Below are 25,760 nucleotides of genomic sequence, written 5' to 3'. Positions count from 1 at the left end.
AATGGAAAAGGTATTTATTAGTTATTCTACAAAAGATTCAAGCATTGCAGATATGTTATGTAGTAAATTAACTAGTGCTGAAATAGAATATTGGTTTGCCCCGAAAGATATTCCAGTTGGGGGAGTATACAGTAAACATATCGTACAAGGTATTCAAGAATGTAGTTGCGTGCTACTTATTCTTTCGGAGAATGCTAGACAGTCTGGACATGTAGAAAATGAAATAGAAGCGGCAGTGAATTATAAGAAAAGAATTATTCCATTCCGAGTAGATAATAGTGAGTTAGGAGATTTTTTTGAATATCATTTGAAAAAGGTAAGTTGGTTTAATGCAGCGTTTGGTGAAATAGAGGAACATGCAGATGAACTCATTGTAAGAATAAAAGAAAGTTTAGCTTATGATAATTTAGATGCTAATGTAAATGAATCTGAGTTCTATTACGAAATGATTCCTAGCGATATTTCTAAAGAAGAAGGAACAAATTTTTCTTTGAATATGTCAAATAAACTGTTTGCAATTAAGGACAGTGAAATCGATAAAGTCAGTAATATATATGAGCAAATCGCCAACTTTAACGACTGCTTGCAGGAGTTAAAAAAGAATCATATTTTATTTCTACATAATGAACAGGTTGTCGGAAAATATACAACTGCAATTGCGCTTGCGAATGAGTTGAATCTTGAAAGAATGTATCAATTTTTCCCGGATGTTAGATGGGAAAAATTGATTAGTGGAATGTTGAAAGAAAATACTGTATTTATTATCGATCATATTACATATGACTCCTTACAAGGGTTACAAGATGCTGTAATAAAACAGATGATTGATTTTTTGAAGAATCATAACAGTTATTTTATTGTAACAGTCAATATTGATAAGGAAGATATCAATGAAGACATACAACAATATATGAAGTTTTGTCCGATTCCTAACGGAAAGGAAAGAATTATAAAGAAGCACTTAGCATTTTTAAATTCAATAGATCCAGAGATAGAAGAAATTAATCGTTTTTTTAACAAGAATGAAATTAAACATTATCTAGATTTAGTATTTATTCCGAGAGATGCAGAGGTGTTTTCGGAGAAATTAGTGTGTTTATTAAACGGTGAAATACAGGAAGGTGATGTGTTAGCTGTTTTAAGACAAAACATAAACGAGCGAATTGAAAATTTGTTGCATGAAAATTCAGGAGTGCGAAAATATACGATGCTCCTAGCTTTATCTGTATTTAGTGGTATGGAGTACCAGTTCATTGGGGAGACTGCAGGGCGCTTGCGTAAAATGTTAGAAAAAGAATTGGAGATAAAAGATGAGATTCGGGTAGGTAGCCCTTTGATAATGCCGGTGCAACAAGAAGTTAAGCAACTTGGCGGAATTTTGTACCATGCGCAAACATATTCTCATTTAGGAGTCTTACCAACAAAGTTTGCAAAATTTAAGTATGAAGAGGATGCTAGAGCTGTATTGTTAGAATCTTGGAAATGTTATTTTACCCCAGAGTTAAAAAACGTATTTATAAAGTGGTTAATGGAAGAATCGATGGATTCCAATAAGAAAAAAAATCAGCGGATTTTAGAGGGGTTAGCAGCGCTTTGTAAGGAAGACTTTTTATTTATTTATAATACGGTTATTTCTAATTGGGCTGGACAGAAAAAATATATTTATCATATGAACGTTATCCAGTTATTTCTTTTATTACTGAAAGATAAAGATAATGTTGTTCTAGTATCACGTGTATTACGTTATTGGACGTCTAGTAATAATTATAACTTCCAGAAAATAGCTGCAAGAGTGTATGGAACAAAGATGGGAATTATGATGTATCCACAAGCTTTGGTAGGATTAAAAGAAATATTTAATAAATCAAATACATCTTTACAGGATATAGCTTTGGAAAGTTTTGAACACTTATATAGATTAAGTGAAAGTAGGACGGGATATTACGGAGCGTCATTTGCATTCTTGAGAAGCTGGATACAAGAAGAAGCATTAAGTACGAATAGAAAAGAAAAATTACTTGATCTAGCAATTTCATTAATTTGTACGCTTTCACCAGATACGCTTGTTTACTTGTTTACAAATGATTATATAAGAAGTACGAGTCTAGTTTCGATTGTAAGTGAATGCTTAGGGAATGGAGAAACAAGAATTAAAACTACAAAATGGATTCGAAATGTATTTGAAGAATTGGAGAATAGAGAGGAAGTACATCAAGGTTTACGTGAATTTATGAAAGAGTTGTTTATTGTAGGTGGAGATAGAGTAGAAACACAAATGAGAATTATTTTAGAACGCCTTGTTGAGTCTGAACAGCACTATATTATCAATCCTGTAATTCTTGAAATTGTAGCGATCCAGAGGGGGAGAAAAAATGTCATTTATTAAATCTAGACAACCGGTTAAAGTGAAAATTTTTGGGAAACAACAACCTTCAACGCAGACTTCATCATTTGTATATATAAATGATGAAGGTGAATGTCTTGTTGTGCAAAATGGAGATTACGCATTAAATAGTGAATTACGACACGGAAAATACCATACTGTTTATGAGGTAGATACAAGTGTGTATAGTTATACGTTTCATAAAGAGGTAATGTGTGATGATGGTCAAAATGCATTTTTAATTAGAATGCGCATTAGTTTTTATGTTGGTAATCCAGAAATTATAGTTAGAAGAGGGATTGTAAATTCTACTAATATGTTAGATGAATTGTTATTTTATTCTATAAAAGAAGTTACGAGAGATTACCCAATTGATCAAATTAGAGCGGTAAATGGAGCATTAAAAGGATTGCAAAATGATAGTAAATTTAATAGGGTTTTTGGTGAATATGGTTTAGCAGTCGAAGCTTTGGAAGTAGATGTTGAGTTAGGACATGAAACGCGTGAAAGACTTAAAAGAAAAATGATAATTAAAGATGAGCAAGAAGAAAAGCGTTTGAGAAAAGAAGGGGAAATTGAAAATCTTGTGCACTTTATGGAAAAGTACGGAGAGGTGGGAGTGTTTAGCTCGGAAAAAGAGAGAACAGAATTTATTATGAAAGAATATGAGCGAAAAAAACAAGAAGAACAAGAGGAGCTCAAAATAAAGCGAGAGAAAGACAAAAGAACACAGGATTTAATAGAAGATATGGTCAAAAAAGGTGAAGACCCGAAGTTGATTATGGAAGTAATACAGACATTGAATGAAATTAATTCAGAAAAGAGTTTTGTATCATCAGAAACTGATAGGGTGGAAAAAGATAAGTGGGAGAAATTAGGGGAAACATCAGAGTTAAAGCGGAAAGAGAGATTAGATGGATAAGTTATTAGAATGGTTTTATAAATCATATATATTTTTACTTTCAATACCGATAGCAGCACCTATTCGATTTGCTATTATATTATTTTTAATCATGTTTATCGGGAAGTATTTGATTTTTTATCTTTTCCCTTATACGAGTAAGAAAATTTTAGGTTTGCTTGATTGGTGTATTAAAAAATTAGTAAATGGGATTACTAGATTTATTAGTGCTACTATGCGTAAAAGAAGACAAAAAGGAAAACGTGTCTCAGCTGTTTTTAGTATCGCAGAATTATTAATAAGTATTATCGATAAGGGTTTTGAATATATAAAGATGTATGCTTTGAAATTCATTAGTTTTATAGTGAGATTAGAGCATAAATATAAGATAACAATGAGAGTTTGCGTAGTTGTAATTCCTATTTTAATATATGTATTTCCTACTAATTCGTATACTTTAAAAGTATACGAGTCTGAAAATAAATTAATTCAAGAACATTTAATTCCTTTAGGTTTTGATCCGCAGACATTAAGCGCGAGTAGTGAAGGGAAGACATTACTAAAAGTGAAGGATGAAATGGAAGGAGGAAATGTACGTAAAGAAGCTCGAATTGATGCAGAAGTTGTAGAAGCTGTATCACCTGGAGTCGAACTTGTATATTTAGAAGAGAATGTACAAGTCCAAGATAGTGATAATCAACAACGTACATGGTTAAAAGTAAGACTACCAGACGGAAATATTGGCTGGATTAGTGGTGCAATCGTGGAAAAAGTGAAATGAAAAAGGTTATTGTGAATCGGTCTTCGCAGTAGGAAAAAACTATTGTGCACAAATGAAATAAGGTTCTTGGATAAAACCCCCATTTCCGGAGAAACTACTAATGAAAGTTTGATCTTGCCTAAAAGAGGTGAACGGAAATGAAATGGATACTGATTGCGATGCAAGCTTTCGTTATGATGTTTTGTCTCGTTTATGAAACGAATGTGAAGGCGGAAGGGCCAGTACCAGAAGTAACAGAAAAAGAACCTGAAGTTACAATTTTATTAGAGCGAATGTATGTAGATGGAGAAGTAAGTGAGGAAATCTTTACAGAAAAAGTGGCGGATTTAGAAAAGTTTTTACAGCAATATAAAGAATGGCAGCTCGTTGATCGTGATGATGTACAAATCGTATTACAAAAGAAAGTTGATGATATTTCTCCGTTATTAAAGACGAGCGGTTATTTTGGCGTGTCAGAGGAAGGGATATTACAAATTTTTAAAGGTGTACCGAAAAGTGATAATGCGATTCATTCCTTCTTCCGAATTGATATGAAAAAGCTTGAGAGTTATGAGCGTGCGAAATTGAAGCGTGGTATTCGGATTAAATCAAAAGAAGGTTTTGTGAAGACGATTGAAAAAATGAAACAATATGCAGTGCAAAATAAGAAAAAAAGCAGCTCATGGTGAGCTGCTTTTTTTCTTATTTATTTTTCGCCAAAATTTGTTTTGCGATTTCATTAATTAGCATGTCTTTTCCGATTGGATTGAATGCTTTCGTATTGAAGACTTCGTTCGATACTTCATATACATGATTGTTTTTCACAGCTTTATTGTCTTTCCAGACGGCACTGTTTTTGTAGTCTTCGTAAACTTTATCAGCTTCGCCGCCAAAGTTTACTATAAACATTTGATCAGGTTGGAATGCAACAAGACCTTCTAGCGATACTTGCGCCATCGTTTGTTTTAAATCTGTGCCTTTTGTTGCTGGAAGTTTTAAGTCGTTAAAGATGATGTCACCGTATCCGAAGCTACCGTATACGCGGAAGTTTTGTGGTGTAACTGCGATGAACATAAAGTTCTCATCTTTTGTTTTTTCTTTAATTTTTTTAGATAGAGAGTCTGCTTTTTTATCATAGTCTGCAATCCATTTGTCTGCTTTCTTTTCTTCGTCAAATAGTTTACCTACTTCTTTAAACTTACCGCGCCAGTCTTCTAAGTTTGTTTCTAAAACAACTGTTGGTGCGACCTTTTCTAATTGGTCATAAATCTTCAATTGACGATTATTTAAAATAATTAAGTCTGGTTTTAAAGCAGTAACAGCTTCTAAATCAACTTTAGGTGCCCAGTACCAACCCACTGCTTTTACGCCATCTAATTTCTCTGTTAAATGATTTTGGATTTTATCTTTATATGTATTTGCTGTACCAACAGGTTTGTATCCAAGAAGTAATAATTCTTCTGTTGATCCAGATAAGTCAACAATTCTCTTTGGATTTACTGGAATTGTCGCTTCCCCTTTAGCGTGTTTTACAACTTTTGTTTTCGGTTGTTCTTTTGTTTTTGCTTCTTCTTTTTGAGAAGAACAGCCAACGATAGAAAGAACAACTAGCATAATCGTAAATAAAATAAATAGCTTCTGTTTCATCTTGATGTAACCCCCTTTAATTAATATTGATAATCATTATCGACTATTGTATATTAAGGTGCTTTATGCTTTCTGTCAATGGAAAATAACAGAAGTTTCAAATAGAGAACATTTGTTGGGGTAGTCTCGCTTTTCTATCATTAAATATGTTAAAATGGAATACATGATTTAAGAGGGAGAGATCGTATTTTGTTTGAATATGTTACAGGTTACGTGGAGTATGTAGGGCCGGAATATGTCGTAATTGATCATAATGGAATTGGTTACCAAATTTTCACACCAAATCCGTATGTATTTCAAAGAAGTAAGCAAGAAATCCGTGTCTATACATATCATTATGTGAGAGAAGATATTATGGCACTTTACGGGTTTAAAACACGTGAAGAGCGTTTATTATTTACAAAATTGTTAGGTGTGTCTGGTATTGGACCAAAAGGTGCTCTTGCGATATTAGCTTCTGGTCAAACAGGCCAGGTCGTTCAAGCAATTGAACATGAAGACGAGAAGTTTTTAGTGAAGTTCCCGGGAGTGGGAAAGAAAACAGCGCGCCAAATGATTTTAGATTTAAAAGGAAAACTAGCAGACGTTGTACCAGATGCATTTGTTGATTTATTCTCAGACGAAGAACGTTTTGATGAGAAGAAAGGTTCATCAGCTGAGCTTGATGAGGCACTGGAAGCTCTGCGCGCACTTGGATACGCAGAACGAGAAGTTTCTCGCGTTGTACCAGAGCTATTAAAAGAATCATTAACGACGGATCAGTATATTAAAAAGGCACTTAGTCTTTTACTAAATGGTAAGAGGTGAGTATAATGGACGAACGTCTCCTTTCAGGGGAATCTGCATATGAAGATGCGGATTTAGAGTATTCATTACGGCCACAGACGCTCCGTCAGTATATTGGCCAAGATAAAGCGAAACATAATTTAGAAGTGTTTATTGAAGCAGCGAAAATGCGTGAAGAAACGTTAGATCACGTTCTTTTATATGGGCCGCCAGGTCTTGGTAAAACGACGCTTGCCAATATTATTGCCAATGAAATGGGCGTAAATGTTAGAACAACTTCAGGTCCAGCAATTGAAAGGCCGGGAGATTTAGCAGCCGTATTAACATCGCTTCAACCAGGGGATGTATTATTTATTGATGAAATTCATCGTTTGCATAGATCAATTGAAGAAGTACTATATCCTGCGATGGAAGATTTTTGCCTTGATATTGTAATTGGAAAAGGTCCGTCAGCACGGTCTGTACGTTTAGATTTACCGCCATTTACATTAGTTGGAGCAACAACACGTGCGGGAGCATTATCAGCGCCGCTTCGTGATCGTTTTGGTGTACTTTCAAGGTTAGAGTATTACACAGTAGATCAGCTTTCTGCGATTGTTGAACGTACAGCAGAAGTGTTTGAAGTTGAAATTGATTCGTTAGCTGCACTAGAAATTGCAAGACGTGCTCGTGGTACACCTCGTATTGCGAATCGTTTATTACGACGTGTACGAGATTTTGCACAAGTTCGTGGTAACGGAACAGTTACGATGGAAATTACTCAAATGGCGTTAGAACTACTGCAAGTAGATAAATTAGGTCTAGATCACATCGATCATAAATTATTGCTTGGTATTATTGAGAAATTCCGTGGTGGCCCAGTTGGGCTAGAAACGGTTTCCGCAACGATTGGAGAAGAATCCCATACCATTGAAGATGTGTATGAGCCGTATTTATTACAAATAGGCTTTTTACAACGAACGCCAAGAGGCCGAATTGTAACGCCACTTGCATACGAGCATTTCGGAATGGAGATGCCAAAAATATGACGGAGATGCCAAAATTGCTTATTACAGCAGGTATCTTACTCATCGTTGTTGGATTAGCTTGGAAGTTCATTGGAAGGTTTCCAGGCGATATTTTTGTGAAAAAAGGAAACGTTACCTTTTATTTTCCTATCATTACATGTATTGTGTTAAGTATTGTATTATCTTTTATTATGTATATAATAAATCGATTTAAATAAGAAATAGGTGGATATAGTTATGGATATTAATCTGTTTGATTTTCATTTACCAGAAGAACTTATTGCACAAGTCCCATTAGAAGAACGTGAAACATCGAGATTAATGGTGTTAGACCGTGAAACAGGCGATATTGAGCATAAACATTTTACGGACATTCTTTCTTACTTACATGAGGGGGATTGCTTAGTTTTAAATGAAACGAAAGTAATGCCAGCTCGTTTGCACGGTGTGAAAGAAGATACAGGCGCGCATATTGAAGTGCTTCTACTAAAACAAGAAGAAGGCGATAAGTGGGAAACGCTTGTTAAGCCAGCGAAACGTGTAAAAGAAGGAACTGTTATCTCTTTTGGCGAAGGGAAATTAAAAGCAACTTGTACAGGAACTGCAGATCAAGGTGGACGTCAGCTTGAATTTTCATATGACGGCATCTTCTATGAAATTTTAGATGAACTTGGGGAAATGCCACTTCCTCCATATATTAAAGAGACGCTAGAAGATCGCGATCGCTATCAAACAGTATACGCGAAAGAAATCGGTTCAGCAGCAGCGCCGACAGCAGGACTTCACTTTACAGAAGAGTTACTAGAGAAGTTAAAACAAAAAGGCGTCGAGTTAGCTTTCATTACACTTCACGTAGGGCTTGGAACATTTAGACCAGTTTCTGCCGATACGATTGAAGAGCACCATATGCACGCAGAATATTACCATATGTCTGAAGAGACAGCAGCATTATTAAATCGTGTGAAAGAGAGTGGTGGACGTATTATTACGGTAGGTACGACTTCAACTCGTACGTTAGAAACAATTGCGACAGATCATGATGGCAAGCTTTGTGCTGCTTCTGGCTGGACAGACATTTTTATGTACCCAGGTTACGAATTTAAAGCAATTGATGGTTTAATTACAAACTTCCATTTACCGAAATCAACATTAATTATGCTTGTAAGTGCATTTGCAAACAGAGATAATGTACTTCATGCTTATAATGAAGCAGTAAAAGAAAAATATCGTTTCTTTAGCTTTGGTGATGCAATGTTCGTTGCATCTCATGCTAAAATGGGAAACAAATAAAAGGAGTAAATTATGACAGCAATTCGTTATGAATTTATTAAAACTTGTAAACAAACGGGGGCGCGTTTAGGACGTGTACATACGCCGCACGGTTCATTTGATACACCAACATTTATGCCAGTTGGTACACTTGCAACAGTTAAGACAATGTCACCAGAAGAATTAAAAGCAATGGATTCTGGCATCATTTTAAGTAATACGTATCATTTATGGCTACGTCCAGGTCACGAAATTATTCGTGAAGCAGGCGGTTTGCATAAATTTATGAACTGGGATCGTGCAATCTTAACGGACTCTGGTGGTTTCCAAGTATTCAGTTTAAGTGACTTCCGTCGTATTGAAGAGGAAGGCGTTCATTTCCGTAACCACTTAAATGGAGATAAATTATTCTTATCACCAGAAAAAGCGATGGAAATTCAAAATGCGTTAGGTTCAGACATTATGATGGCATTTGATGAGTGTCCACCATTCCCAGCTACTTTTGAATATATGAAGAAATCTGTAGAGCGTACAAGCCGCTGGGCAGAACGTTGCTTAAAAGCGCATGAACGCCCACAAGATCAAGGTTTATTCGGTATTGTACAGGGCGGAGAGTTCGAGGAGCTTCGTCGTCAAAGTGCAAAAGACCTTGTTTCAATGGACTTCCCTGGTTACGCTGTAGGTGGTTTATCTGTAGGTGAACCGAAAGATATTATGAACCGTGTACTCGAGTTTACAACACCACTTCTTCCGGATAATAAGCCACGTTACTTAATGGGAGTAGGTTCTCCTGACTCATTAATCGACGGTGCAATTCGTGGTATTGATATGTTTGACTGCGTACTTCCAACTCGTATCGCTCGAAATGGTACTTGTATGACAAGTGAAGGTCGTCTAGTGGTAAAAAATGCGAAATTCGCAAGAGATTTCGGTCCGCTTGATCCAAATTGTGATTGCTATACATGTAAAAATTACTCTCGCGCGTACATTCGTCACTTAATGAAATGTGATGAAACGTTTGGAATTCGTTTAACGTCTTATCACAACCTTCATTTTCTGTTAAACTTAATGGAGCAGGTGAGACAAGCTATTCGTGAAGACCGTCTTGGCGATTTCCGCGAAGAGTTCTTTGAACAGTATGGCTTTAATAAACCGAATGCTAAAAACTTCTAATACATAATTTAAAAGGAGGAACAAAAGATGAATCCAGGTATGATGAATATCGTTATGATCGTTGCGATGTTTGCGATTTTCTATTTCTTATTAATTCGCCCGCAACAAAAACGTCAAAAAGCAGTTGCTCAAATGCAAAGTGAGTTAGCAAAAGGTGATGCTATCGTAACAATCGGTGGTTTACATGGTACAATCGAATCAGTAGATGATACGAAAATCGTTATTAAATCTGGTGGTTCACACTTAACTTTCGATCGCAATGCGATTCGTGAAGTTGTGAAAAACTAATGAGGAAGGCCCTGCATGGAATGTGCAGGGCCTTTTTTAGTTGTTCTGTTTGGACATATTTACACCGAAAATACCACCGAGTGTACTCGCACCCATTAAGGCTAATTGGTAAAGTAACTGTGAGTTCGATAAAGTTTGAGAGAAACCTAAATAGTTAACTAGAAAAACAAGTATGGTGAATGTAATTCCTGTTGTGAAGCCTACGAGCCAACCTTTTCCTTGTGCTTTTTTGCCGGCAGTAAATCCGGATATAAGCATAGATAAAAGAGCTAGTATAAAAATAGTAACAGCTAATGTGCCTTCATTCATATCTGTAAATTTTAATAAAAGAGCCATAATCATGCTAGTAACTGTTGCGAGAAGTAATAGGGTAACGATACCGAATCCGATTGCAGTTGATAATTTTTTCGTTCCATCCATTTATACATTCCCCCTTTTTAATACAAGCATATTTTCATTTTGCTTAAGTTAGACTAGTTTCTTTTTTAAAGGGGAGTCTATATGTAAAAAGGAGATGTAGAAATGGAATGGGTATCAATCATTGGCCGGACGATGCTTTTGTATATCATCATCTTAATTATTTTTCGTCTTATGGGTAAACGTGAGATTGGAGAGCTAAGTGTATTAGATTTAGTTGTATTCATTATGCTTGGTGAAATGGCAGTAGTCGCAATTGAAAATACAGATAAATCACTGTGGCACCAATTAGTTCCGATGACCTTTCTTATGTGTATACAAATCATTTTGTCAGTTATTTCGTTAAAGTATCAACGATTTCGGCATTTAATAGAAGGTGAACCGGCCATTCTTGTAAATGCAGGAAAGATTGATGAAAAGAAGATGAGAAAGCAACGTTATAACATAGATGATTTAATGATGCAATTAAGGGAGCAGGGAGTCGGAGATATAAGGGATGTAGAATATGCTATTTTAGAACCATCTGGAAAGTTATCTGTCTTTCAAAAACGAAGAGATAAACAGGATGCATTGCAGTTTACTCTTCCTCTTATTATCGATGGAGAAATTCAGTCTAATCATTTACAAATGATTGAACATACAGATGAATGGCTGATTGGGAAATTAAAAAACTTAGGTTATAACGATACAACAAAAATTTTATATTGCAGCTTCCAAAATGGACAATTCTTTGTTGATTTGAAAGAAAACTAGAGGCTTACTATACGAAATAGTAAGCCCGTTTACTTCAAAAATGAAAGTTTTCGAATGATAGGGAGGCGGCTTAACTCTTCTTTTCGAATGAGTTTGAAAAGGAAGAGGAGCACAATATAAACGAGTGTTGTTAAAGTGATTTCCCATAATGTTTGTATGCCAAGTGAATGAGAGAAAATCATATACTTATGAAGGTAAAAACCGAAGGAGCCTGCAATACCGATGGCAAGTCCGCCGAAAATGTAGTCTTTTGCGTAAATGGTAAATGTAATTTTCTTTAAAACAGTAGCGTAATGGAGAAAAGTTACTGTTACTATATTTGCAGCGATAGCAAGGGCAACTCCCATCATTTGAAACTCTGGCCTTGAAGCTAGTACAAAAATAACGATTAATTTTACGATTGCGCCAATAAATGTATTCATCATGGCGGCTCGTGCTAAGTTTAAAGCTTGTAAAACAGAGGTAAGTGGACTTTGGAAATAATGAAATAAAAAGCAAGGTGCAAGGAGCTGGATGAATGCTGTTGCACTATCTGATCCATACATAAGAGTTAAAACAGGAGAAGCAAATACGTATAATATAACAACTGACCAGCCACCAGTAATTAATGAGATACGCAGAGCTTGTTGCAAGCGGTGTTCCACTAATTTATGTTGTCTTTTAGCCATTGCTTCACTAATGGATGGAACGAGTGCTGTAGAAAGAGCGTATGTAATAAAGGCTGGCAGTGAAAGAAGTGGGAAGGCATACCCGTTTAATATACCGTATTGCTGGGTTGCGACGGAGGCGGCAACGCCGGCAATCGCTAAGCTTTGCATAACGACGATAGGTTCAAAAAAATAGGAAACGGAACCGATTAAGCGGCTTCCTGTAGTTGGAAGTGCAATATCCATAAGAGAATAAAATGTTCCCTTGCTTTCCTTTACAGTAGTGAAAAATCCAGAGCGTATAGATAAATGTTTTTCACGCTGGAATAAAGTGAGTAAAAATAATAATGATGCAACTTCACCGAGAACGGCTGATAACATAGCGCCGGCTGCAGCATATTCTACGCCGTAAGGTAAAAATAATTGAATACATATAGCGATAATTGTAATGCGGACAACTTGTTCTATAACTTGGGCGTAAGCGCTAGGCTTCATATTTTGTTTCCCTTGGAAATAACCGCGTAAAACAGAAGAAACAGCAATAACAGGAACGACAGGTAAAATAGCCATTAATGGATAGTATGTTCGTTCATCAGTTAATAATGTTTTTGCTAAAATAGGTGTGAGGAGCATAATGCCAATTGTTAAAATGATACTAATAACGGATGTAACAGCTAATGATACTGTTAATATTTTTTTTACTTTTTGTTTATCGTTCACAGCTTCCGCTTCTGCTACAAATTTTGCGATTGCGACAGGAAGACCAATTTGTGTTAATGTAATTGCTAGAATAAATGTAGGGACAGCCATCATATAAAGGCCAACGCCTTCTTCACCTAAAATACGTGCCATTACAATACGGTTAATAAATCCTAGAATCTTGGTAATAAAGCCGGCTATCATTAAAATAAATGCGCCTTTTAAAAAGCTTTGTCTCGTCATGGTCTTCTCCTACCTTCTCAAAATCAATGGAATGATTTACAATAATTTATATGCACGTACGAGACAAGAATGACAAGCATTTAAGAGAGTGCTCTTGAAAGTAGTTATTGCTGTCCATTAGAGCGGGAATAAAAGCGACTTTTCGTGCGAAATAAGAAGGAGATGTTATATATGTTAGATAGAGAGGCTTTGGTAGAATCATACCGCGGACAGTTACAAGTCGTTTTGGAAAGTAAAGTAGAAGAGTTTCAAATGTTCGGCTACGACAGAGTGACAGATGATGACATTTGGAAGTTTCTTAAAGTGAAAAAGTGGAAGAAGATAGACAGCGATGTTAGATTGTATGAATTAGTTAATGACGTATTAACAGTAAGTGCTAATGAATATATGACTTATTTAACTGTTGAAGCATATCAAGCGCCACTTTGGTCATTTGATGAATATGAAAATAAATAACCGACTGCAATTGGTTTGTTCTTCCTTTTGCAGTATAATGATAGGTATTGATAATGAGGAAATAATTATGTCTAAGATCATATATAAAGGAGGTAGTGAAGAGAGAAAACAAATAATGAAAGTGCAGGTATTGTGAAAACTTACCGGTACAGCTAGTGATGAGCTAGCAAAATTATAGAAAGGAAGTCTACTAACTAGACGTATGCACACGTGTAAAAGTGAATCGTAAGAGATTTATTTAAAGTGTTAGTAGCGGAAAGAGGGTACATATGGCAAAGCGTGGTACGAGAATTGCCGCCTTTTTCCTCATCGTTTTATTAATCGGTGGAGTAATTGGTGCGGCAGGAAAAGACATAGCAAAAGGAATTAGTCTAGGACTAGACCTTCGCGGTGGTTTTGAAATTCTGTATGAAGTAAAACCAGCCAAAAAAGGTGATAAAATCGATCGAGACGTACTTGTGAGTACAGTAGGTGCTCTTGAAAATCGTGTCAATGTTCTCGGTGTAAGTGAACCGAACATTCAAATCGAAGGGCAAGATCGAATTCGTGTACAGCTTGCTGGTGTACAAGATCAGCAAAAAGCACGTGAAATGTTATCAACACAAGCGAAATTAACATTCCGTGATGTAGATGACAATCTTCTTATGGACGGAACGGATTTAAAAGGTGGCGGAGCGAAGCAAACATTTGATGAGCAAGGCCGTGCGAGTGTAGGTCTTACACTAAAGAGCGCTGAAAAATTCCGTGAAGTAACTGAAAAAATTTCAAAAATGCCACCACCAACGAATTTAATGGTAATTTGGCTTGATTTTGAAGAAGGAAAAGATTCATACAAAGCAGAATCTGCAAAACCGAATCCGAAATTCTTATCAGCAGCAACAGTAAGTCAAGTATTTAACCAAGCTGAAGTATCTATCGTAGGTGGAAACTTCACAGTTGAAAGTGCGAAACAACTTTCATCTTTATTAAATGCAGGGGCACTTCCTGTTGATTTAAAAGAAATGTATTCAACATCAGTTGGAGCGAAATTTGGTCAACAAGCGTTAGAGCAAACAATTTTCGCTAGTGCGATTGGTATCGCTCTTATTTTCTTATTTATGCTTGTATTCTACCGTTTACCAGGAATTGTAGCGGTTATTATGTTAGGTCTATACATTTTCGTTACATTACTTGTTTTTAACTGGATGCATGCAGTTCTTACGTTGCCAGGTATTGCGGCGTTAGTGCTCGGGGTAGGTATCGCAGTTGATGCGAATATTATTACGTACGAGAGACTGAAAGAAGAGCTGAAAATTGGTAAGTCAATGATGTCAGCATTCCGTGCTGGTAACCATCGTTCATTAGCAACAATTTTAGATGCGAACATTACAACACTTGCAGCAGCTGGTGTGTTATTTGTTTACGGTAATAGCTCCGTAAAAGGATTCGCAACAAGTTTAATTGTCAGTATTTTAGTTGGTTTTGTTACGAACGTATTCGGTACTCGTTTCTTACTAAGTTTACTTGTGAAGAGCCGTTACTTCGATAAAAAACCAGGATATTTCGGTGTGAAACAAAAGGATATTATTCCGTTAACAAAAGGTATAGTACATCCACCAACGAAATTTGATCGTATTAATTTCGTAAATATCGGTCATAAATTCCTTGTTTTCTCGATTGTAGTTGTAATTGCAGGTGCAATTATCTTGCCAATTTTCAAATTGAATCTTGGTATTGACTTTGCGAGTGGTACACGTATCGACTTGCAATCAAAACAATCAGTTACTGTGTCTGATGTTCATAAAGATTTTAAAGAATTGAACATTGATGTGAAGGAAGAAAATATTGTACCGACTGGAGATGACAATAAAGGATTCGCAGTTCGTACATTAGGTGTTTTATCAAAAGATGAAATTGCGAAAACAAAAACATTCTTCCACGATAAATATGGTACAGATCCAAACGTAAGTACAGTTTCACCGACAATCGGTAAAGAAATTGCACGAAATGCATTTATCGCAGTATTAATTGCTTCTGCAGTTATCATTTTATACGTAAGTATTCGATTCCGATTTACGTACGCATTATCTGCAGTACTTGCATTATTACATGACGCATTTGTTATGATTGTTATATTTAGTATTTTCCAGTTAGAGGTAGACTTAACGTTTATCGCTGCGGTATTAACAATCATCGGTTATTCTATTAATGACTCGATCGTTACATTTGATAGAAACCGTGAATTATACAAACAGAAAAAACGAGTACGCGATATAAAAGATTTAGAAGAAATCGTAAATGCAAGTATTCGTCAAACGCTTGGTCGTTCGATTAATACTGTATTAACAGTGTTATTCCCAGTAATTGCACTGCTTATCTTCGGTAGTGAGTCACTACGTAACTTCTCGTTTGCGTTACTTGTTGGATTAGTTGTAGGTACGTATTCTTCTGTTTTCGTTGCTTCTCAAATTTGGTTAATGCTTGAAAACCGTCGTTTGAAAAAGGGCAAAAACAAGAAAAAGGTTGAGAAAGTAGAATCTGAACCGCAAGTATAAAAAAGATGATGTCTCTTTATGAGGCATCTCTTTTTTCGTTTGTGGATACAATAAGATAGCAACTTTTAAAAGTGAAAATGGAAGAAAGTGGAGATGTTATCGCTGTTTTTGTTACAATAAAGTGGGATAAAAAGATAGGTTAAGAAAAGAAGGGATTTTAATGATGGAAAAAGATGAACGTTTTAAACAGGCCGAGTTTGGTGCTATTGTCGGGATCGTTGGTAATATTATATTAGCGATTGTAAAGGCGGTAATTGGTTATATTGGGAACAGTAAAGCGTTATTAGCGGATGCTGTGCATTCTGCGTCAGATGTAATTGGTTCACTAGCTGTACTGTTTGGATTGCGAGCAGCAAAGCAGCCGCCCGATGAAGATCATCCGTATGGTCATGGTAAAGCGGAATCGATTTCAGCGATTATTGTTGCAGTATTATTATTTATTGTGGGAATCGAGATAGCGATTTCGTCTATAAAAGCTTTTTCGCAGGAACTAGAACCACCGAAAGGAATTACGATTTTTGCTGTTGTTCTTTCAATTATCGTGAAAGAAGGAATGTTTCAATATAAATTCCGATTAGGGAAGAAGGTAAATAGTGATGCAATTATTGCAAATGCATATGAGCACCGTTCGGATGTATTTTCTTCAATTGCAGCTTTAATTGGTATTTGTGCAGCGATTCTCGGTGGTAAGTTCGGGTTAGATTGGCTTGTATATGCCGATCCAATTGCAGGATTATTCGTTTCACTTCTTGTTGCAAAAATGGCGTGGAGTATTGGGGCAGAAGCAATTCATGCAACGCTGGATCATGTTCTTCATGAAGAAGATGTTATTCCGCTTAGAGAAGCAGTGCTTCAAATAGATGGTGTCAAAAAGATTGGTTCTTTATATGCAAGGGAGCATGGACATTACGTTATTGTTGATATTAAAGTTTCAGTAGATCCGTACATTACTGTAGAAGAAGGGCACCGCATTGGTAAGCATGTGAAAGAAACGCTTATGAAACAAGATAACGTACAAAATGTGTTTGTACATATAAATCCGTATTCTCCAAATTAAACATTAGTAACATTTTAGTATATAGATATTGCATCGTAGTTTGCATGATATTGTCACCCCTTAATCTGTCTTGTATAATGAACAGGTTAAGGGGTGATTTCGTGTTACAACCGAAGACGCGTTGGAAAGAAAAAGAATATAATGGCGAACGAGTGAGTGAATTAGCAAGTAAATTACAATTATCACCACTTGTCGTTTCGTTATTCCTCGGCAGAGGATTAGATACAGAAGATAAGATTTTAGATTTTTTAAATACAGAAAATCAAGAATTTCATGATCCATTTTTATTAGAAGGAATGGATAGAACGGTAGAACGTGTAAATAAGGCGATTCAAAATGGAGAGCAAATATTAATATTTGGTGACTACGATGCGGACGGAGTAAGTAGTACGACTGTTTTATATCTTGCCTTGCAAGAATTAGGTGCAGACGTAGAATTTTATATCCCAAACCGTTTTACAGAAGGTTATGGACCAAACGAAGAAGCATTCCGTTGGGCGCATAGCGCAGGGTTTTCACTAATTATTACTGTTGATACTGGTATCGCAGCGGTACATGAAGCGAAGGTAGCGAAGGAACTTGGAATAGATCTTATTATTACGGATCACCATGAGCCACCACCAGAATTGCCAGAAGCACTTGCGATTATTCATCCGAAATTAGATGGCGGTGTGTATCCGTTTCACTATTTAGCTGGTGTGGGTGTTGCGTTTAAAGTTGCACATGCACTATTAGGCCGTGTACCAGAACATTTATTAGAAATTGCAGTAATTGGTACAGTAGCCGATTTAGTATCACTTCACGGTGAAAATAGATTGCTAGTGAAGCGTGGTCTAAAACATATGCGCATGACGAAAAATATCGGACTAAAGGCGCTATTTAAAGTTGCTAACGTTTCGCAAAGTGAAATTACAGAAGAGAGTATTGGCTTCTCAATTGCACCTCGTATTAATGCTGTTGGACGTTTAGAAGATGCTACGCCAGCTGTACATCTTTTATTATCAGAGGATCCAGAAGAAGCGAAAGAGCTTGCTGAAGAAATTGATGAGTTGAACAAATTACGAAAAGATATTGTAAAGCAAATTACAGAAGAAGCTATCGCTGAAGTGGAAAATAATTTCCCGCCTGAAGAAAATAAAGTGTTAGTGCTTGCAAAAGAAGGATGGAATCCGGGTGTCATTGGAATTGTCGCTTCTAAATTAGTTGAACGTTTTTATCGTCCGACGATTGTATTAAGCATTGATCCTGTGAAAGAAACAGCGAAAGGTTCAGCACGTAGTATTGCAGGATTTGATTTGTTTGCAAACTTGTCAGATTGTAGAGAGTTATTGCCACACTTCGGAGGGCATCCGATGGCAGCGGGAATGACGCTACATATGAATGATGTAGATGAATTACGCCGCCGCTTAAATGAACAAGCAGACACAATTTTAACGGAAGAAGATTTCATTCCAATTACATCAGTTGATGTCTTTTGTAAAGTGGAGGATGTAACACTTGCAGCAATTGAAGATATGCAAAAGTTAGCGCCATTTGGTGTTGGAAATCCAAAACCACGTATTGCGGTGAAGGATGCTGAGCTAGAAAGTATTCGAGCAATCGGATCCGACGGTTCTCATTTAAAAATGGCTCTTCGTGATGGACAAGCGACACTGGATACAATCGGATTTGGTTTTGGTGCGTATGCGAAAGAAATTTCTCCAGTTGCAAAGGTATCTGTAATAGGGGAAGCATCTATTAATGAATGGAATAATTTTAAGAAGCCGCAATTAATGGTACAAGATATTGCTGTAGAGGCATGGCAATTATTTGATTGGCGTAGTATGCGTAACGTAGAAGCAAATGTAGCAGAACTTCCGAAAGAAAAAGTAAAGATGGTGTATTTTTCTGAAGAGGTATTGAATAAATTTTCTTTAGAAGACTATAAAGAACATATGATGCATGCATCAGAAGTAACTGAGTTAGATGATCAATACGTCGTGTTCCTTGATTTACCAAAAGGGACAGATGAATTACGAGAGCTATTTAAAGTTGGGTTCCCGTCGCGAATTTATACACTATTTTATCAAGAGAATAATCATTTATTTAGTACTGTTCCAACGAGAGAACACTTTAAATGGTACTATTCTTTCTTGAGCCAAAAAGCACCATTTTCTTTAAAACAATATGGAGCGCAACTATGCCAACATAAAGGTTGGTCAAAAGATACAGTAAATTTCATGACACAGGTGTTTTTTGAGTTAGAATTTGTTACAATAAAAGATGGCGTCATTTTTATGGCAGACAAAAAACAAAAGCGTGATTTAATTGAATCGAACACATATCGTGAGAAAATGAACCACTTACAATTAGAAAAAGAATTGGTTTATAGCACATATCAGCAATTATATACATGGTTTGAAACGATTCGTAATCATAAAGAAGTAGAACAGTTAGGGTAAAGGATTTGTATTTACAAACCTTTTAGATCTGAGGAGGATTCAGAAATATGGATTTCAAGCAACATATCGCAATTGTACCGGATTATCCAAAAGAAGGTATTGTGTTTAAAGACATTACACCGTTAATGAACGACGGTAAAGCATACAAAGCAGCAACAGATGCAATCGTTGAGTATGCAAAAGAGAGAGACATCGATCTTGTAGTAGGACCAGAAGCTCGTGGTTTTATTATCGGTTGCCCAGTTTCTTATGCGCTAGAAGTAGGATTTGCGCCAGTTCGTAAATTAGGAAAATTACCACGTGAAGTAATTACGGTTGACTACGGTAAAGAATATGGTAAAGATGTTTTAACAATCCATAAAGATGCAATTAAGCCAGGTCAACGCGTATTAATTACAGATGACTTATTAGCTACAGGTGGAACAATTGAAGCGACAATTAAGTTAGTTGAAGAGCTAGGCGGAGTTGTAGCAGGAATTGCATTCTTAGTAGAACTTACTTACTTAGATGGTCGTAAAATGTTAGATGGTTACGATGTATTAGTATTAGAAAAATACTAATCACTATATAGTAAAACTACGGTGATAAAAAGTACCCGTGAATCTCTTGGAGAGGAGCGGGTACTTTTGTATAATTGAACAAAAAATTATGGTGAAATGTCAGTAAAATCTTTTCCTTTTCACAATTCACAATCATTGGGTTATAATGATAGAATATAATTTATTCTATTTAATTAAAGATAAAGTCAATTTTCAATAAAAGGTGATTCGATGGCAAATGAGCAGGTACTAACAGCTGAACAGGTACTCGAGAAAGCAAGTCAATATTTAGTAGATGAAGATATTGAGCTAGTAGCACGTGCCTATGAATATGCACGCGATGCGCATAGCGAACAATACAGAAAATCGGGTGAACCATACATTATTCATCCAATTCAAGTTGCAGGTATTTTAGTTGATTTACACATGGATCCAGCTACAGTATCGGCAGGTTTCTTACATGATGTAGTAGAAGATACAGAGATTACATTAGAAGATATTGAACGGGAATTTAATAAAGAAATTGCTATGCTTGTTGATGGTGTGACAAAGCTCGGAAAGATTAAATATAAATCTCATGAGCAACAACAAGCAGAAAACCATCGCAAAATGTTTATTGCAATGGCTCAAGATATTCGAGTTATTTTAATTAAACTAGCTGACCGTCTTCATAACATGCGTACATTAAAACATTTGCCTCAAGAGAAGCAGCGTCGCATTGCGAATGAAACGTTAGAAATCTTTGCACCTTTAGCACATAGACTCGGAATTAGTACTATTAAATGGGAGCTAGAGGATACGTCACTTCGCTACTTAAATCCACAGCAATATTATCGTATTGTAAATTTAATGAAGCGTAAACGTGCAGAACGTGAAGAGTATTTAGACGAAGTAATGACTGGTATTCGTGAGAAATTAGACGAAGTTGCAATTCAACCTGAAATTTCTGGAAGACCAAAACATATTTACAGCATTTATCGTAAAATGGCACTGCAAAATAAACAGTTCAATGAAATTTACGATTTATTAGCTGTACGTGTCGTTGTAAATAGTATTAAAGATTGTTATGCAGTGCTTGGAATTATTCATACGTGTTGGAAGCCAATGCCAGGGCGTTTTAAAGATTATATAGCAATGCCGAAAGCAAACCTATATCAATCTCTTCATACGACTGTAATTGGGCCAAAAGGTGATCCGCTTGAAGTACAAATTCGTACGAAAGAAATGCATGAGATTGCAGAATTCGGGATCGCAGCACACTGGGCGTATAAAGAAGGAAAAACAGCAGAAACAACGGGTACATTAGAGAAGAAACTTACATGGTTCCGTCAAATATTAGAATGGCAAAATGAAGCTTCTAATGCGGAAGAGTTTATGGAATCATTAAAAATTGATTTATTCTCTGACATGGTATTCGTCTTTACACCGAAAGGCGATGTAATGGAATTACCGCTTGGATCTGTTCCGATTGACTTTGCATATCGTGTGCACTCAGAGATTGGGAATAAAACAATTGGTGCAAAAGTAAACGGGAAAATGGTGACGCTTGATTATAAATTAAAAACAGGTGACATCATTGAGATTTTAACATCGAAACATTCGTATGGACCAAGTCAAGACTGGGTGAAACTTGCTCAAACATCTCATGCGAAAAACAAAATACGTCAATTCTTTAAGAAGCAACGTAGAGATGAAAATATTGAAAAAGGCCGTGAACTTGTTGAGAAAGAAGTGCGTAGCCTAGAGTATGAGATGAAAGAAGTATTAGCTCCTGACAATTTAAAACGTGTTGCTGAAAAATTCAACTTTGCAAATGAAGAAGATATGTTTGCAGCAGTCGGATATAATGGCATCACTGCATCACAAATTGTTACGCGACTAACGGACAAGTTCCGTAAGCAACGTGAAGAAGAAGAGATTGTTGAAGTTAAAGAAGTTCGTAAACCGATGAAAATTCGAAAATGGGATTCTGGCGTTAAAGTAAGTGGTGCGGATAATTTATTAATTCGTTTATCAAAATGCTGTAACCCAGTACCAGGTGATGATATCGTTGGATATATTACGAAAGGCCGAGGCGTATCGATTCACCGTCGTGATTGTGTAAATGTTCATACAGAAGAAGCTATAGAACGTTTATTAGAAGTAGAGTGGGAAGGTAGCCCTGAAAAAGAAATTGAGTATAACGTTGATATTGAAATTTCAGGTTACGATCGCCGTGGTTTATTAAATGAAGTATTACAAGCTGTTACAGAGACGAAAACGTACATTTCGGCAGTTTCTGGTAGAAGTGACCGTAATAAGATGGCGACAATTAATATGTCAATCTCTATTCGTAACTTACAACACTTGAAAAAAGTAGTAGAACGCATTAAACGTGTTCCAGAAATTTATGCAGTACGACGCATGATGCATTAATAGGGAGTGTAGAAAAGATGAGAGTTGTTTTACAACGATCAAAAGAAGCGTCTGTCACAGTAGACGGTGAGATCGTAGGACAAATTCCGTTCGGTTTAACATTACTAGTTGGCATTACGCATGAAGATACAGAAAAAGATGCAACTTACATTGCAGAAAAAATTGCGAATTTACGTATTTTTGAAGATGAGAGTGGAAAGATGAATCATTCTGTACTTGATGTAGAAGGACAAGTTCTATCAATTTCGCAATTCACATTATACGGAGATTGTCGCAAGGGAAGACGTCCGAACTTTATGGATGCTGCTAAACCTGACTATGCAGAACGTTTATATGATTTCTTTAATGAAGAAGTTCGTAAGCAAGGATTGCATGTGGAAACAGGGAAGTTCGGAGCAATGATGGATGTTTCATTAATCAATGATGGTCCGGTGACCTTAATTGTGGATAGTAAATAGTGTTGCTGAGGAAGAGAGGGGATAGCCCTCTCTTCTTTTGTGTTTTTTAATGGTATATTTTGTTAATTGTTGTTATGATAGTTAAGAAAATAAACCATATAATCGGGGGATTATGGGAGGTAAATCTTATGAAAACATTTGTACTCGTTCATGGAGCGTGGGATGGTGGCTATGTTTGGAAAAAACTAGCTCAACTTTTAAGGGAAGAGGGGCATAGTGTATATACTCCTACATTAACTGGTCTTGGGGAACGAACGCATCTCACGCAACCTCATATAGGGTTGAAAACATTTATTCAAGACATTGTTAATACCATTAAATATGAGAGCCTAAAAGATGTGATTTTAGTGGGGCATAGCTATTCTGGGATGGTAATTACAGGAGTGGCAGAAGTGATTCCCGAGTTTATTAAGGCGCTAGTATACGTGGATGCAATGCTTCCGGAAAATGGTGATTCTGTTATGGATATTTCTGGACCGGAAATGGCCGCACATTTTATAGAAGAAGTAAAAGTACACGGGGAAGGATGGCGTGTTCTTCCTAGAAATACAACAGATGAAAAAAAATCAGCGATGTCATTGTTGGCTTTTACACAATCGGTTGAAATAAAAAACTCTAAAGCACAACTTATACCGCATATATATGTGGAAGTAAAGGATAATCCAGAACATTGGCCAATGACGCCTATCTTTTTAGAATCAGCAAAAAAAGCAAGGGACAGAAAATGGGAAGTTTTTTCTATTGAAGTTGGTGGGCATTGGGTAATGGAAACTAATCCAGAGGCGTTGGTTCGTATATTGAATCAGAGTGTAGAAGTAGTTTAATGTATGCTTTACTTTCTATAAAAGAATTGGAAGCACAAGGTATATTACATGTAATTTTAGAAATTCTCGTATTGGGGGTAGGTATTGTATCGTTATATCATTTGAAGCATTATATGCTAGCAAGTGGACTAGCTCATTGTTATAAATCCGATACTAATGTTTATTTTGAGTCAATAGCTTTTTCGTTTATGTATAACTCTTTAATCAATATGGAACAATAAAAAGTAAAACATCCATATTGAATGTGAGGGATATACGTATGCGTATGAATGAAAAAGGGCATTCTGTTACAAATGGTGCAAATCAACTGTTTAACGTGAATTTTCATGATTTTATTTCAAAAGAGCAAAACAATACGTCAATGGAGCTTGCTTCTGAGTTTGGGATTTCTCTTCAAGATGTAAAGCGTTTAAAGAAGCAGATTGAACGCTCTTAGAGCACTTGACAATCCTACTGAACAAACGTATAGTAATTTTATATTTACATATGAATATAACCGTTGATAGAGAAGAGTAAATGAGACACACATGGAAAGAGAAGAAATGTCTTAGGCTGAAAACATTTCTACATGATGACTGATTGAATGACACTCTAGAGGTTTCAACTTGAACGGCATATACGCTTAGTAGGGATGAACGCACATTTAAGCGTTATTAAAAAAGTGGAAGCATACGTGCTTCAATTAGGGTGGCACCACGGGTATAATACTCTCGTCCCTACTGTTCAAACAGTAGAGGCGGGAGTTTTTTTATTTTTATTAAGATTAAAACAATTTGAGGAGGAACTGAATATGTCTATTCAAATCCCACGCGGAACGCAAGATATTCTTCCAGGCACTGTTGAGTTATGGCAGTATATCGAAGGGCAAGCACGCGAAATTTGCCGTCGTTACAATTATAAAGAAATTCGTACACCAATTTTTGAACACACTGAGCTATTTTTACGTGGTGTTGGTGATACGACAGATATCGTACAAAAAGAAATGTACTCATTCCAAGACCGTGGAGAGCGTAGTTTAACATTACGTCCAGAAGGTACGGCACCTGTTGTACGTTCTTACGTTGAAAATAAAATGTTCGGTGACGCAACACAACCAACGAAATTATACTATATCGGTCAAATGTTCCGTTACGAAAGACCACAAGCAGGTCGCTACCGTCAATTCGTACAATTCGGTATTGAAGCAATCGGTAGTAACGACCCTGCAATTGATGCAGAAGTAATTGCGCTTGCTGTAGAGTTTTACCGCGGCATGGGCTTAAAAAATATTAAAGTTGTATTAAACAGCTTAGGTGATGCGGCGAGCCGTCAAGCGCACCGTGATGCGTTAATCGCACACTTTGAGCCACGTATCGGTGAGTTCTGTTCTGACTGTCAATCTCGTTTAGAAAAGAACCCACTTCGTATTTTAGATTGTAAGAAGGACCGTAACCATGAATTAATGGGAACAGCACCATCTATTACAGAATACTTAAATGAAGACTCAGCAGTATACTACGACAAAGTTCAAGAACTATTAACGATGATGGATGTTCCATTTGAAAAAGATCCGAACTTAGTACGTGGTTTAGACTACTACCAACACACTGTATTTGAAATTATGAGTGAGGCAGAAGGTTTCGGTGCTATCACTACATTAAGCGGTGGTGGCCGTTACAACGGACTTGTACAAGAAATCGGTGGACCAGAAATGCCAGGTATCGGTTTTGCGATGAGTATTGAACGTTTAATTATGGCGCTAAAAGCTGAAAACATTGAATTACCAATCGAACATAGCATTGATTGTTACGTTGTAGCGCTTGGTGAAAAAGCGAAAGACCATGCTGCAAAAGTTGCGTTTGATCTTCGTAAAGCTGGATTATCAGTTGAAAAAGATTATTTAGATCGCAAAATGAAAGCACAATTTAAATCAGCAGATCGTCTAAAAGCGAAATTTGTAGCTGTATTAGGGGAAGATGAGCTAGATAAAGGCATCATTAACTTAAAAGACATGGCAACAGGCGAACAAGAAGAAGTAGCGTTAGATGTATTTGCTTCATACGTAGCAGAGAAATTAATATAGG

General features: G+C 36.4%; 24 protein-coding genes, 1 pseudogene and 1 other annotated feature. Of the genes and pseudogenes, 22 read left to right on the top strand and 3 right to left on the bottom strand.

The genetic code is table 11. The features are described 5' to 3' along the window. The first annotated feature begins 1 nt into the window (after position 1). From Q9B79_RS11190 to Q9B79_RS11175, 4 genes are all read left to right on the top strand, one after another. The gene (locus Q9B79_RS11190) at positions 2-2,386 is read left to right on the top strand and encodes a toll/interleukin-1 receptor domain-containing protein (RefSeq protein WP_306184097.1); all 2,385 of its coding nucleotides are present in this window, start codon (positions 2-4) and stop codon (positions 2,384-2,386) included. Then, positions 2,373-3,305 (top strand): SPFH domain-containing protein, encoded by a 933-nt coding sequence (locus Q9B79_RS11185; RefSeq protein WP_306184095.1) that lies wholly within the window; start codon positions 2,373-2,375, stop codon positions 3,303-3,305. Before Q9B79_RS11190 ends, Q9B79_RS11185 begins: the two co-directional genes overlap by 14 nt. Next, positions 3,298-4,065: an SH3 domain-containing protein gene (locus tag Q9B79_RS11180; RefSeq protein ID WP_306184093.1), complete on the top strand. Its 768-nt coding sequence runs from the start codon at positions 3,298-3,300 to the stop codon at positions 4,063-4,065. The genes Q9B79_RS11185 and Q9B79_RS11180 overlap by 8 nt, the downstream gene beginning before the upstream one ends. A 137-nt stretch (positions 4,066-4,202) precedes the next feature. Then, a complete protein-coding gene (locus Q9B79_RS11175) occupies positions 4,203-4,733 on the top strand; it encodes a BofC C-terminal domain-containing protein (RefSeq protein ID WP_306184091.1) in 531 nt (176 codons plus the stop codon). A 13-nt stretch (positions 4,734-4,746) separates the two neighbouring features. Here the strand turns inward: Q9B79_RS11175 and Q9B79_RS11170 are convergent, their stop codons facing one another. Further along, positions 4,747-5,691 carry an iron-hydroxamate ABC transporter substrate-binding protein gene (locus tag Q9B79_RS11170; protein WP_306184089.1) on the bottom strand — a complete coding sequence of 315 codons (945 nt, stop codon included), beginning with the start codon at positions 5,689-5,691 and terminating at the stop codon, positions 4,747-4,749. Positions 5,692-5,880: 189 nt separating this feature from the next. Between Q9B79_RS11170 and ruvA the strand changes: the two genes are divergently transcribed. The 6 genes from ruvA to yajC are packed head-to-tail and all read left to right on the top strand — an operon-like array spanning position 5,881 to position 10,214. Then, entirely contained in the window at positions 5,881-6,498 is a 618-nt protein-coding gene (gene ruvA / locus Q9B79_RS11165; protein WP_000464508.1) for a Holliday junction DNA helicase RuvA, read from the top strand. 5 nt (positions 6,499-6,503) lie between these two features. Next, a complete protein-coding gene (gene ruvB / locus Q9B79_RS11160) occupies positions 6,504-7,505 on the top strand; it encodes a Holliday junction branch migration DNA helicase RuvB (RefSeq protein ID WP_048557571.1) in 1,002 nt (333 codons plus the stop codon). Then, positions 7,502-7,702, top strand: a complete 201-nt coding sequence (locus Q9B79_RS11155; protein ID WP_306184082.1) for a DUF2905 domain-containing protein — start codon at positions 7,502-7,504, stop codon at positions 7,700-7,702. Before ruvB ends, Q9B79_RS11155 begins: the two co-directional genes overlap by 4 nt. 19 nt (positions 7,703-7,721) lie before the next feature. Further along, on the top strand, positions 7,722-8,774 hold the full coding sequence (queA, locus tag Q9B79_RS11150; RefSeq protein WP_149178150.1) for a tRNA preQ1(34) S-adenosylmethionine ribosyltransferase-isomerase QueA: 1,053 nt from the start codon (positions 7,722-7,724) through the stop codon (positions 8,772-8,774). Positions 8,775-8,786: 12 nt separating this feature from the next. Further along, positions 8,787-9,926: a tRNA guanosine(34) transglycosylase Tgt gene (gene tgt / locus Q9B79_RS11145; protein ID WP_000125362.1), complete on the top strand. Its 1,140-nt coding sequence runs from the start codon at positions 8,787-8,789 to the stop codon at positions 9,924-9,926. 27 nt (positions 9,927-9,953) lie between these two features. Next, complete coding sequence (gene yajC / locus Q9B79_RS11140; protein ID WP_048531388.1) at positions 9,954-10,214, top strand: preprotein translocase subunit YajC; 261 nt, start codon at positions 9,954-9,956, stop codon at positions 10,212-10,214. A gap of 36 nt (positions 10,215-10,250) precedes the next feature. Here yajC and Q9B79_RS11135 read toward each other — a convergent pair whose 3' ends face one another. Beyond that, positions 10,251-10,634, bottom strand: a complete 384-nt coding sequence (locus tag Q9B79_RS11135) for a TIGR04086 family membrane protein (protein WP_306184078.1) — start codon at positions 10,632-10,634, stop codon at positions 10,251-10,253. A gap of 102 nt (positions 10,635-10,736) precedes the next feature. On the opposite strand from Q9B79_RS11135, the gene Q9B79_RS11130 reads away from it, so the two are divergent. Continuing rightward, positions 10,737-11,384, top strand: a complete 648-nt coding sequence (locus tag Q9B79_RS11130) for a DUF421 domain-containing protein (RefSeq protein ID WP_306184076.1) — start codon at positions 10,737-10,739, stop codon at positions 11,382-11,384. Between the two features lie 29 nt (positions 11,385-11,413). Here the strand turns inward: Q9B79_RS11130 and spoVB are convergent, their stop codons facing one another. Next, positions 11,414-12,973: a stage V sporulation protein B gene (spoVB, locus tag Q9B79_RS11125; protein WP_306184074.1), complete on the bottom strand. Its 1,560-nt coding sequence runs from the start codon at positions 12,971-12,973 to the stop codon at positions 11,414-11,416. Positions 12,974-13,144: 171 nt separating this feature from the next. Between spoVB and Q9B79_RS11120 the strand changes: the two genes are divergently transcribed. From Q9B79_RS11120 to hisS, 11 genes and pseudogenes are all read left to right on the top strand, one after another. After that, entirely contained in the window at positions 13,145-13,429 is a 285-nt protein-coding gene (locus tag Q9B79_RS11120; RefSeq protein WP_000886978.1) for a post-transcriptional regulator, read from the top strand. A 269-nt stretch (positions 13,430-13,698) separates the two neighbouring features. After that, positions 13,699-15,963 (top strand): protein translocase subunit SecDF, encoded by a 2,265-nt coding sequence (secDF, locus tag Q9B79_RS11115; protein ID WP_306184071.1) that lies wholly within the window; start codon positions 13,699-13,701, stop codon positions 15,961-15,963. A gap of 163 nt (positions 15,964-16,126) precedes the next feature. Beyond that, on the top strand, positions 16,127-17,020 hold the full coding sequence (locus Q9B79_RS11110; protein ID WP_306184810.1) for a cation diffusion facilitator family transporter: 894 nt from the start codon (positions 16,127-16,129) through the stop codon (positions 17,018-17,020). 101 nt (positions 17,021-17,121) lie between these two features. Continuing rightward, entirely contained in the window at positions 17,122-19,461 is a 2,340-nt protein-coding gene (recJ, locus tag Q9B79_RS11105; RefSeq protein ID WP_306184069.1) for a single-stranded-DNA-specific exonuclease RecJ, read from the top strand. A gap of 47 nt (positions 19,462-19,508) precedes the next feature. Next, on the top strand, positions 19,509-20,021 hold the full coding sequence (locus tag Q9B79_RS11100; RefSeq protein ID WP_000346214.1) for an adenine phosphoribosyltransferase: 513 nt from the start codon (positions 19,509-19,511) through the stop codon (positions 20,019-20,021). A gap of 210 nt (positions 20,022-20,231) precedes the next feature. Then, positions 20,232-22,415 (top strand): GTP diphosphokinase, encoded by a 2,184-nt coding sequence (gene relA, locus Q9B79_RS11095; protein ID WP_001262809.1) that lies wholly within the window; start codon positions 20,232-20,234, stop codon positions 22,413-22,415. Between the two features lie 17 nt (positions 22,416-22,432). Beyond that, the gene (locus Q9B79_RS11090; protein ID WP_001266955.1) at positions 22,433-22,873 is read left to right on the top strand and encodes a D-tyrosyl-tRNA(Tyr) deacylase; all 441 of its coding nucleotides are present in this window, start codon (positions 22,433-22,435) and stop codon (positions 22,871-22,873) included. Between the two features lie 128 nt (positions 22,874-23,001). Next, positions 23,002-23,697: an alpha/beta fold hydrolase gene (locus Q9B79_RS11085; RefSeq protein WP_306184066.1), complete on the top strand. Its 696-nt coding sequence runs from the start codon at positions 23,002-23,004 to the stop codon at positions 23,695-23,697. 23 nt (positions 23,698-23,720) lie between these two features. After that, positions 23,721-23,874: pseudogene (locus Q9B79_RS27075) on the top strand (YrdB family protein); the annotation flags it as partial. Between the two features lie 82 nt (positions 23,875-23,956). After that, positions 23,957-24,133: a hypothetical protein gene (locus Q9B79_RS11080; protein ID WP_001242605.1), complete on the top strand. Its 177-nt coding sequence runs from the start codon at positions 23,957-23,959 to the stop codon at positions 24,131-24,133. A gap of 54 nt (positions 24,134-24,187) precedes the next feature. After that, positions 24,188-24,418, top strand: a binding site (T-box leader). A gap of 69 nt (positions 24,419-24,487) precedes the next feature. Continuing rightward, positions 24,488-25,759: a histidine--tRNA ligase gene (gene hisS / locus Q9B79_RS11075; protein ID WP_033656406.1), complete on the top strand. Its 1,272-nt coding sequence runs from the start codon at positions 24,488-24,490 to the stop codon at positions 25,757-25,759. Position 25,760: the final 1 nt, after the last annotated feature.

The organism is Bacillus sp. MHSD_36 (assembly GCF_030757775.1).
Taxonomy (GTDB): domain Bacteria; phylum Bacillota; class Bacilli; order Bacillales; family Bacillaceae_G; genus Bacillus_A.
This window is presented reverse-complemented; position numbering and strand designations above follow the sequence as displayed.

What these genes read in the sequence shown, in the direction of transcription:
- Q9B79_RS11100 (WP_000346214.1), top strand. Translation starts at nt 19,509, where the DNA reads ATGGATTTCAAGCAACATATCGCAATTGTACCGGATTATCCAAAAGAA.
- Q9B79_RS11180 (WP_306184093.1), top strand. Translation starts at nt 3,298, where the DNA reads ATGGATAAGTTATTAGAATGGTTTTATAAATCATATATATTTTTACTT.
- Q9B79_RS11085 (WP_306184066.1), top strand. Translation starts at nt 23,002, where the DNA reads ATGAAAACATTTGTACTCGTTCATGGAGCGTGGGATGGTGGCTATGTT.
- Q9B79_RS11130 (WP_306184076.1), top strand. Translation starts at nt 10,737, where the DNA reads ATGGAATGGGTATCAATCATTGGCCGGACGATGCTTTTGTATATCATC.
- Q9B79_RS11155 (WP_306184082.1), top strand. Translation starts at nt 7,502, where the DNA reads ATGACGGAGATGCCAAAATTGCTTATTACAGCAGGTATCTTACTCATC.
- spoVB (WP_306184074.1), bottom strand. Translation starts at nt 12,973, where the DNA reads ATGACGAGACAAAGCTTTTTAAAAGGCGCATTTATTTTAATGATAGCC.
- secDF (WP_306184071.1), top strand. Translation starts at nt 13,699, where the DNA reads ATGGCAAAGCGTGGTACGAGAATTGCCGCCTTTTTCCTCATCGTTTTA.
- ruvB (WP_048557571.1), top strand. Translation starts at nt 6,504, where the DNA reads ATGGACGAACGTCTCCTTTCAGGGGAATCTGCATATGAAGATGCGGAT.
- Q9B79_RS11110 (WP_306184810.1), top strand. Translation starts at nt 16,127, where the DNA reads ATGGAAAAAGATGAACGTTTTAAACAGGCCGAGTTTGGTGCTATTGTC.
- Q9B79_RS11190 (WP_306184097.1), top strand. Translation starts at nt 2, where the DNA reads ATGGAAAAGGTATTTATTAGTTATTCTACAAAAGATTCAAGCATTGCA.
- queA (WP_149178150.1), top strand. Translation starts at nt 7,722, where the DNA reads ATGGATATTAATCTGTTTGATTTTCATTTACCAGAAGAACTTATTGCA.
- Q9B79_RS11185 (WP_306184095.1), top strand. Translation starts at nt 2,373, where the DNA reads ATGTCATTTATTAAATCTAGACAACCGGTTAAAGTGAAAATTTTTGGG.
- Q9B79_RS11080 (WP_001242605.1), top strand. Translation starts at nt 23,957, where the DNA reads ATGCGTATGAATGAAAAAGGGCATTCTGTTACAAATGGTGCAAATCAA.
- relA (WP_001262809.1), top strand. Translation starts at nt 20,232, where the DNA reads ATGGCAAATGAGCAGGTACTAACAGCTGAACAGGTACTCGAGAAAGCA.
- Q9B79_RS11120 (WP_000886978.1), top strand. Translation starts at nt 13,145, where the DNA reads ATGTTAGATAGAGAGGCTTTGGTAGAATCATACCGCGGACAGTTACAA.
- hisS (WP_033656406.1), top strand. Translation starts at nt 24,488, where the DNA reads ATGTCTATTCAAATCCCACGCGGAACGCAAGATATTCTTCCAGGCACT.
- yajC (WP_048531388.1), top strand. Translation starts at nt 9,954, where the DNA reads ATGAATCCAGGTATGATGAATATCGTTATGATCGTTGCGATGTTTGCG.
- Q9B79_RS11170 (WP_306184089.1), bottom strand. Translation starts at nt 5,691, where the DNA reads ATGAAACAGAAGCTATTTATTTTATTTACGATTATGCTAGTTGTTCTT.
- Q9B79_RS11135 (WP_306184078.1), bottom strand. Translation starts at nt 10,634, where the DNA reads ATGGATGGAACGAAAAAATTATCAACTGCAATCGGATTCGGTATCGTT.
- Q9B79_RS11090 (WP_001266955.1), top strand. Translation starts at nt 22,433, where the DNA reads ATGAGAGTTGTTTTACAACGATCAAAAGAAGCGTCTGTCACAGTAGAC.
- tgt (WP_000125362.1), top strand. Translation starts at nt 8,787, where the DNA reads ATGACAGCAATTCGTTATGAATTTATTAAAACTTGTAAACAAACGGGG.
- Q9B79_RS11175 (WP_306184091.1), top strand. Translation starts at nt 4,203, where the DNA reads ATGAAATGGATACTGATTGCGATGCAAGCTTTCGTTATGATGTTTTGT.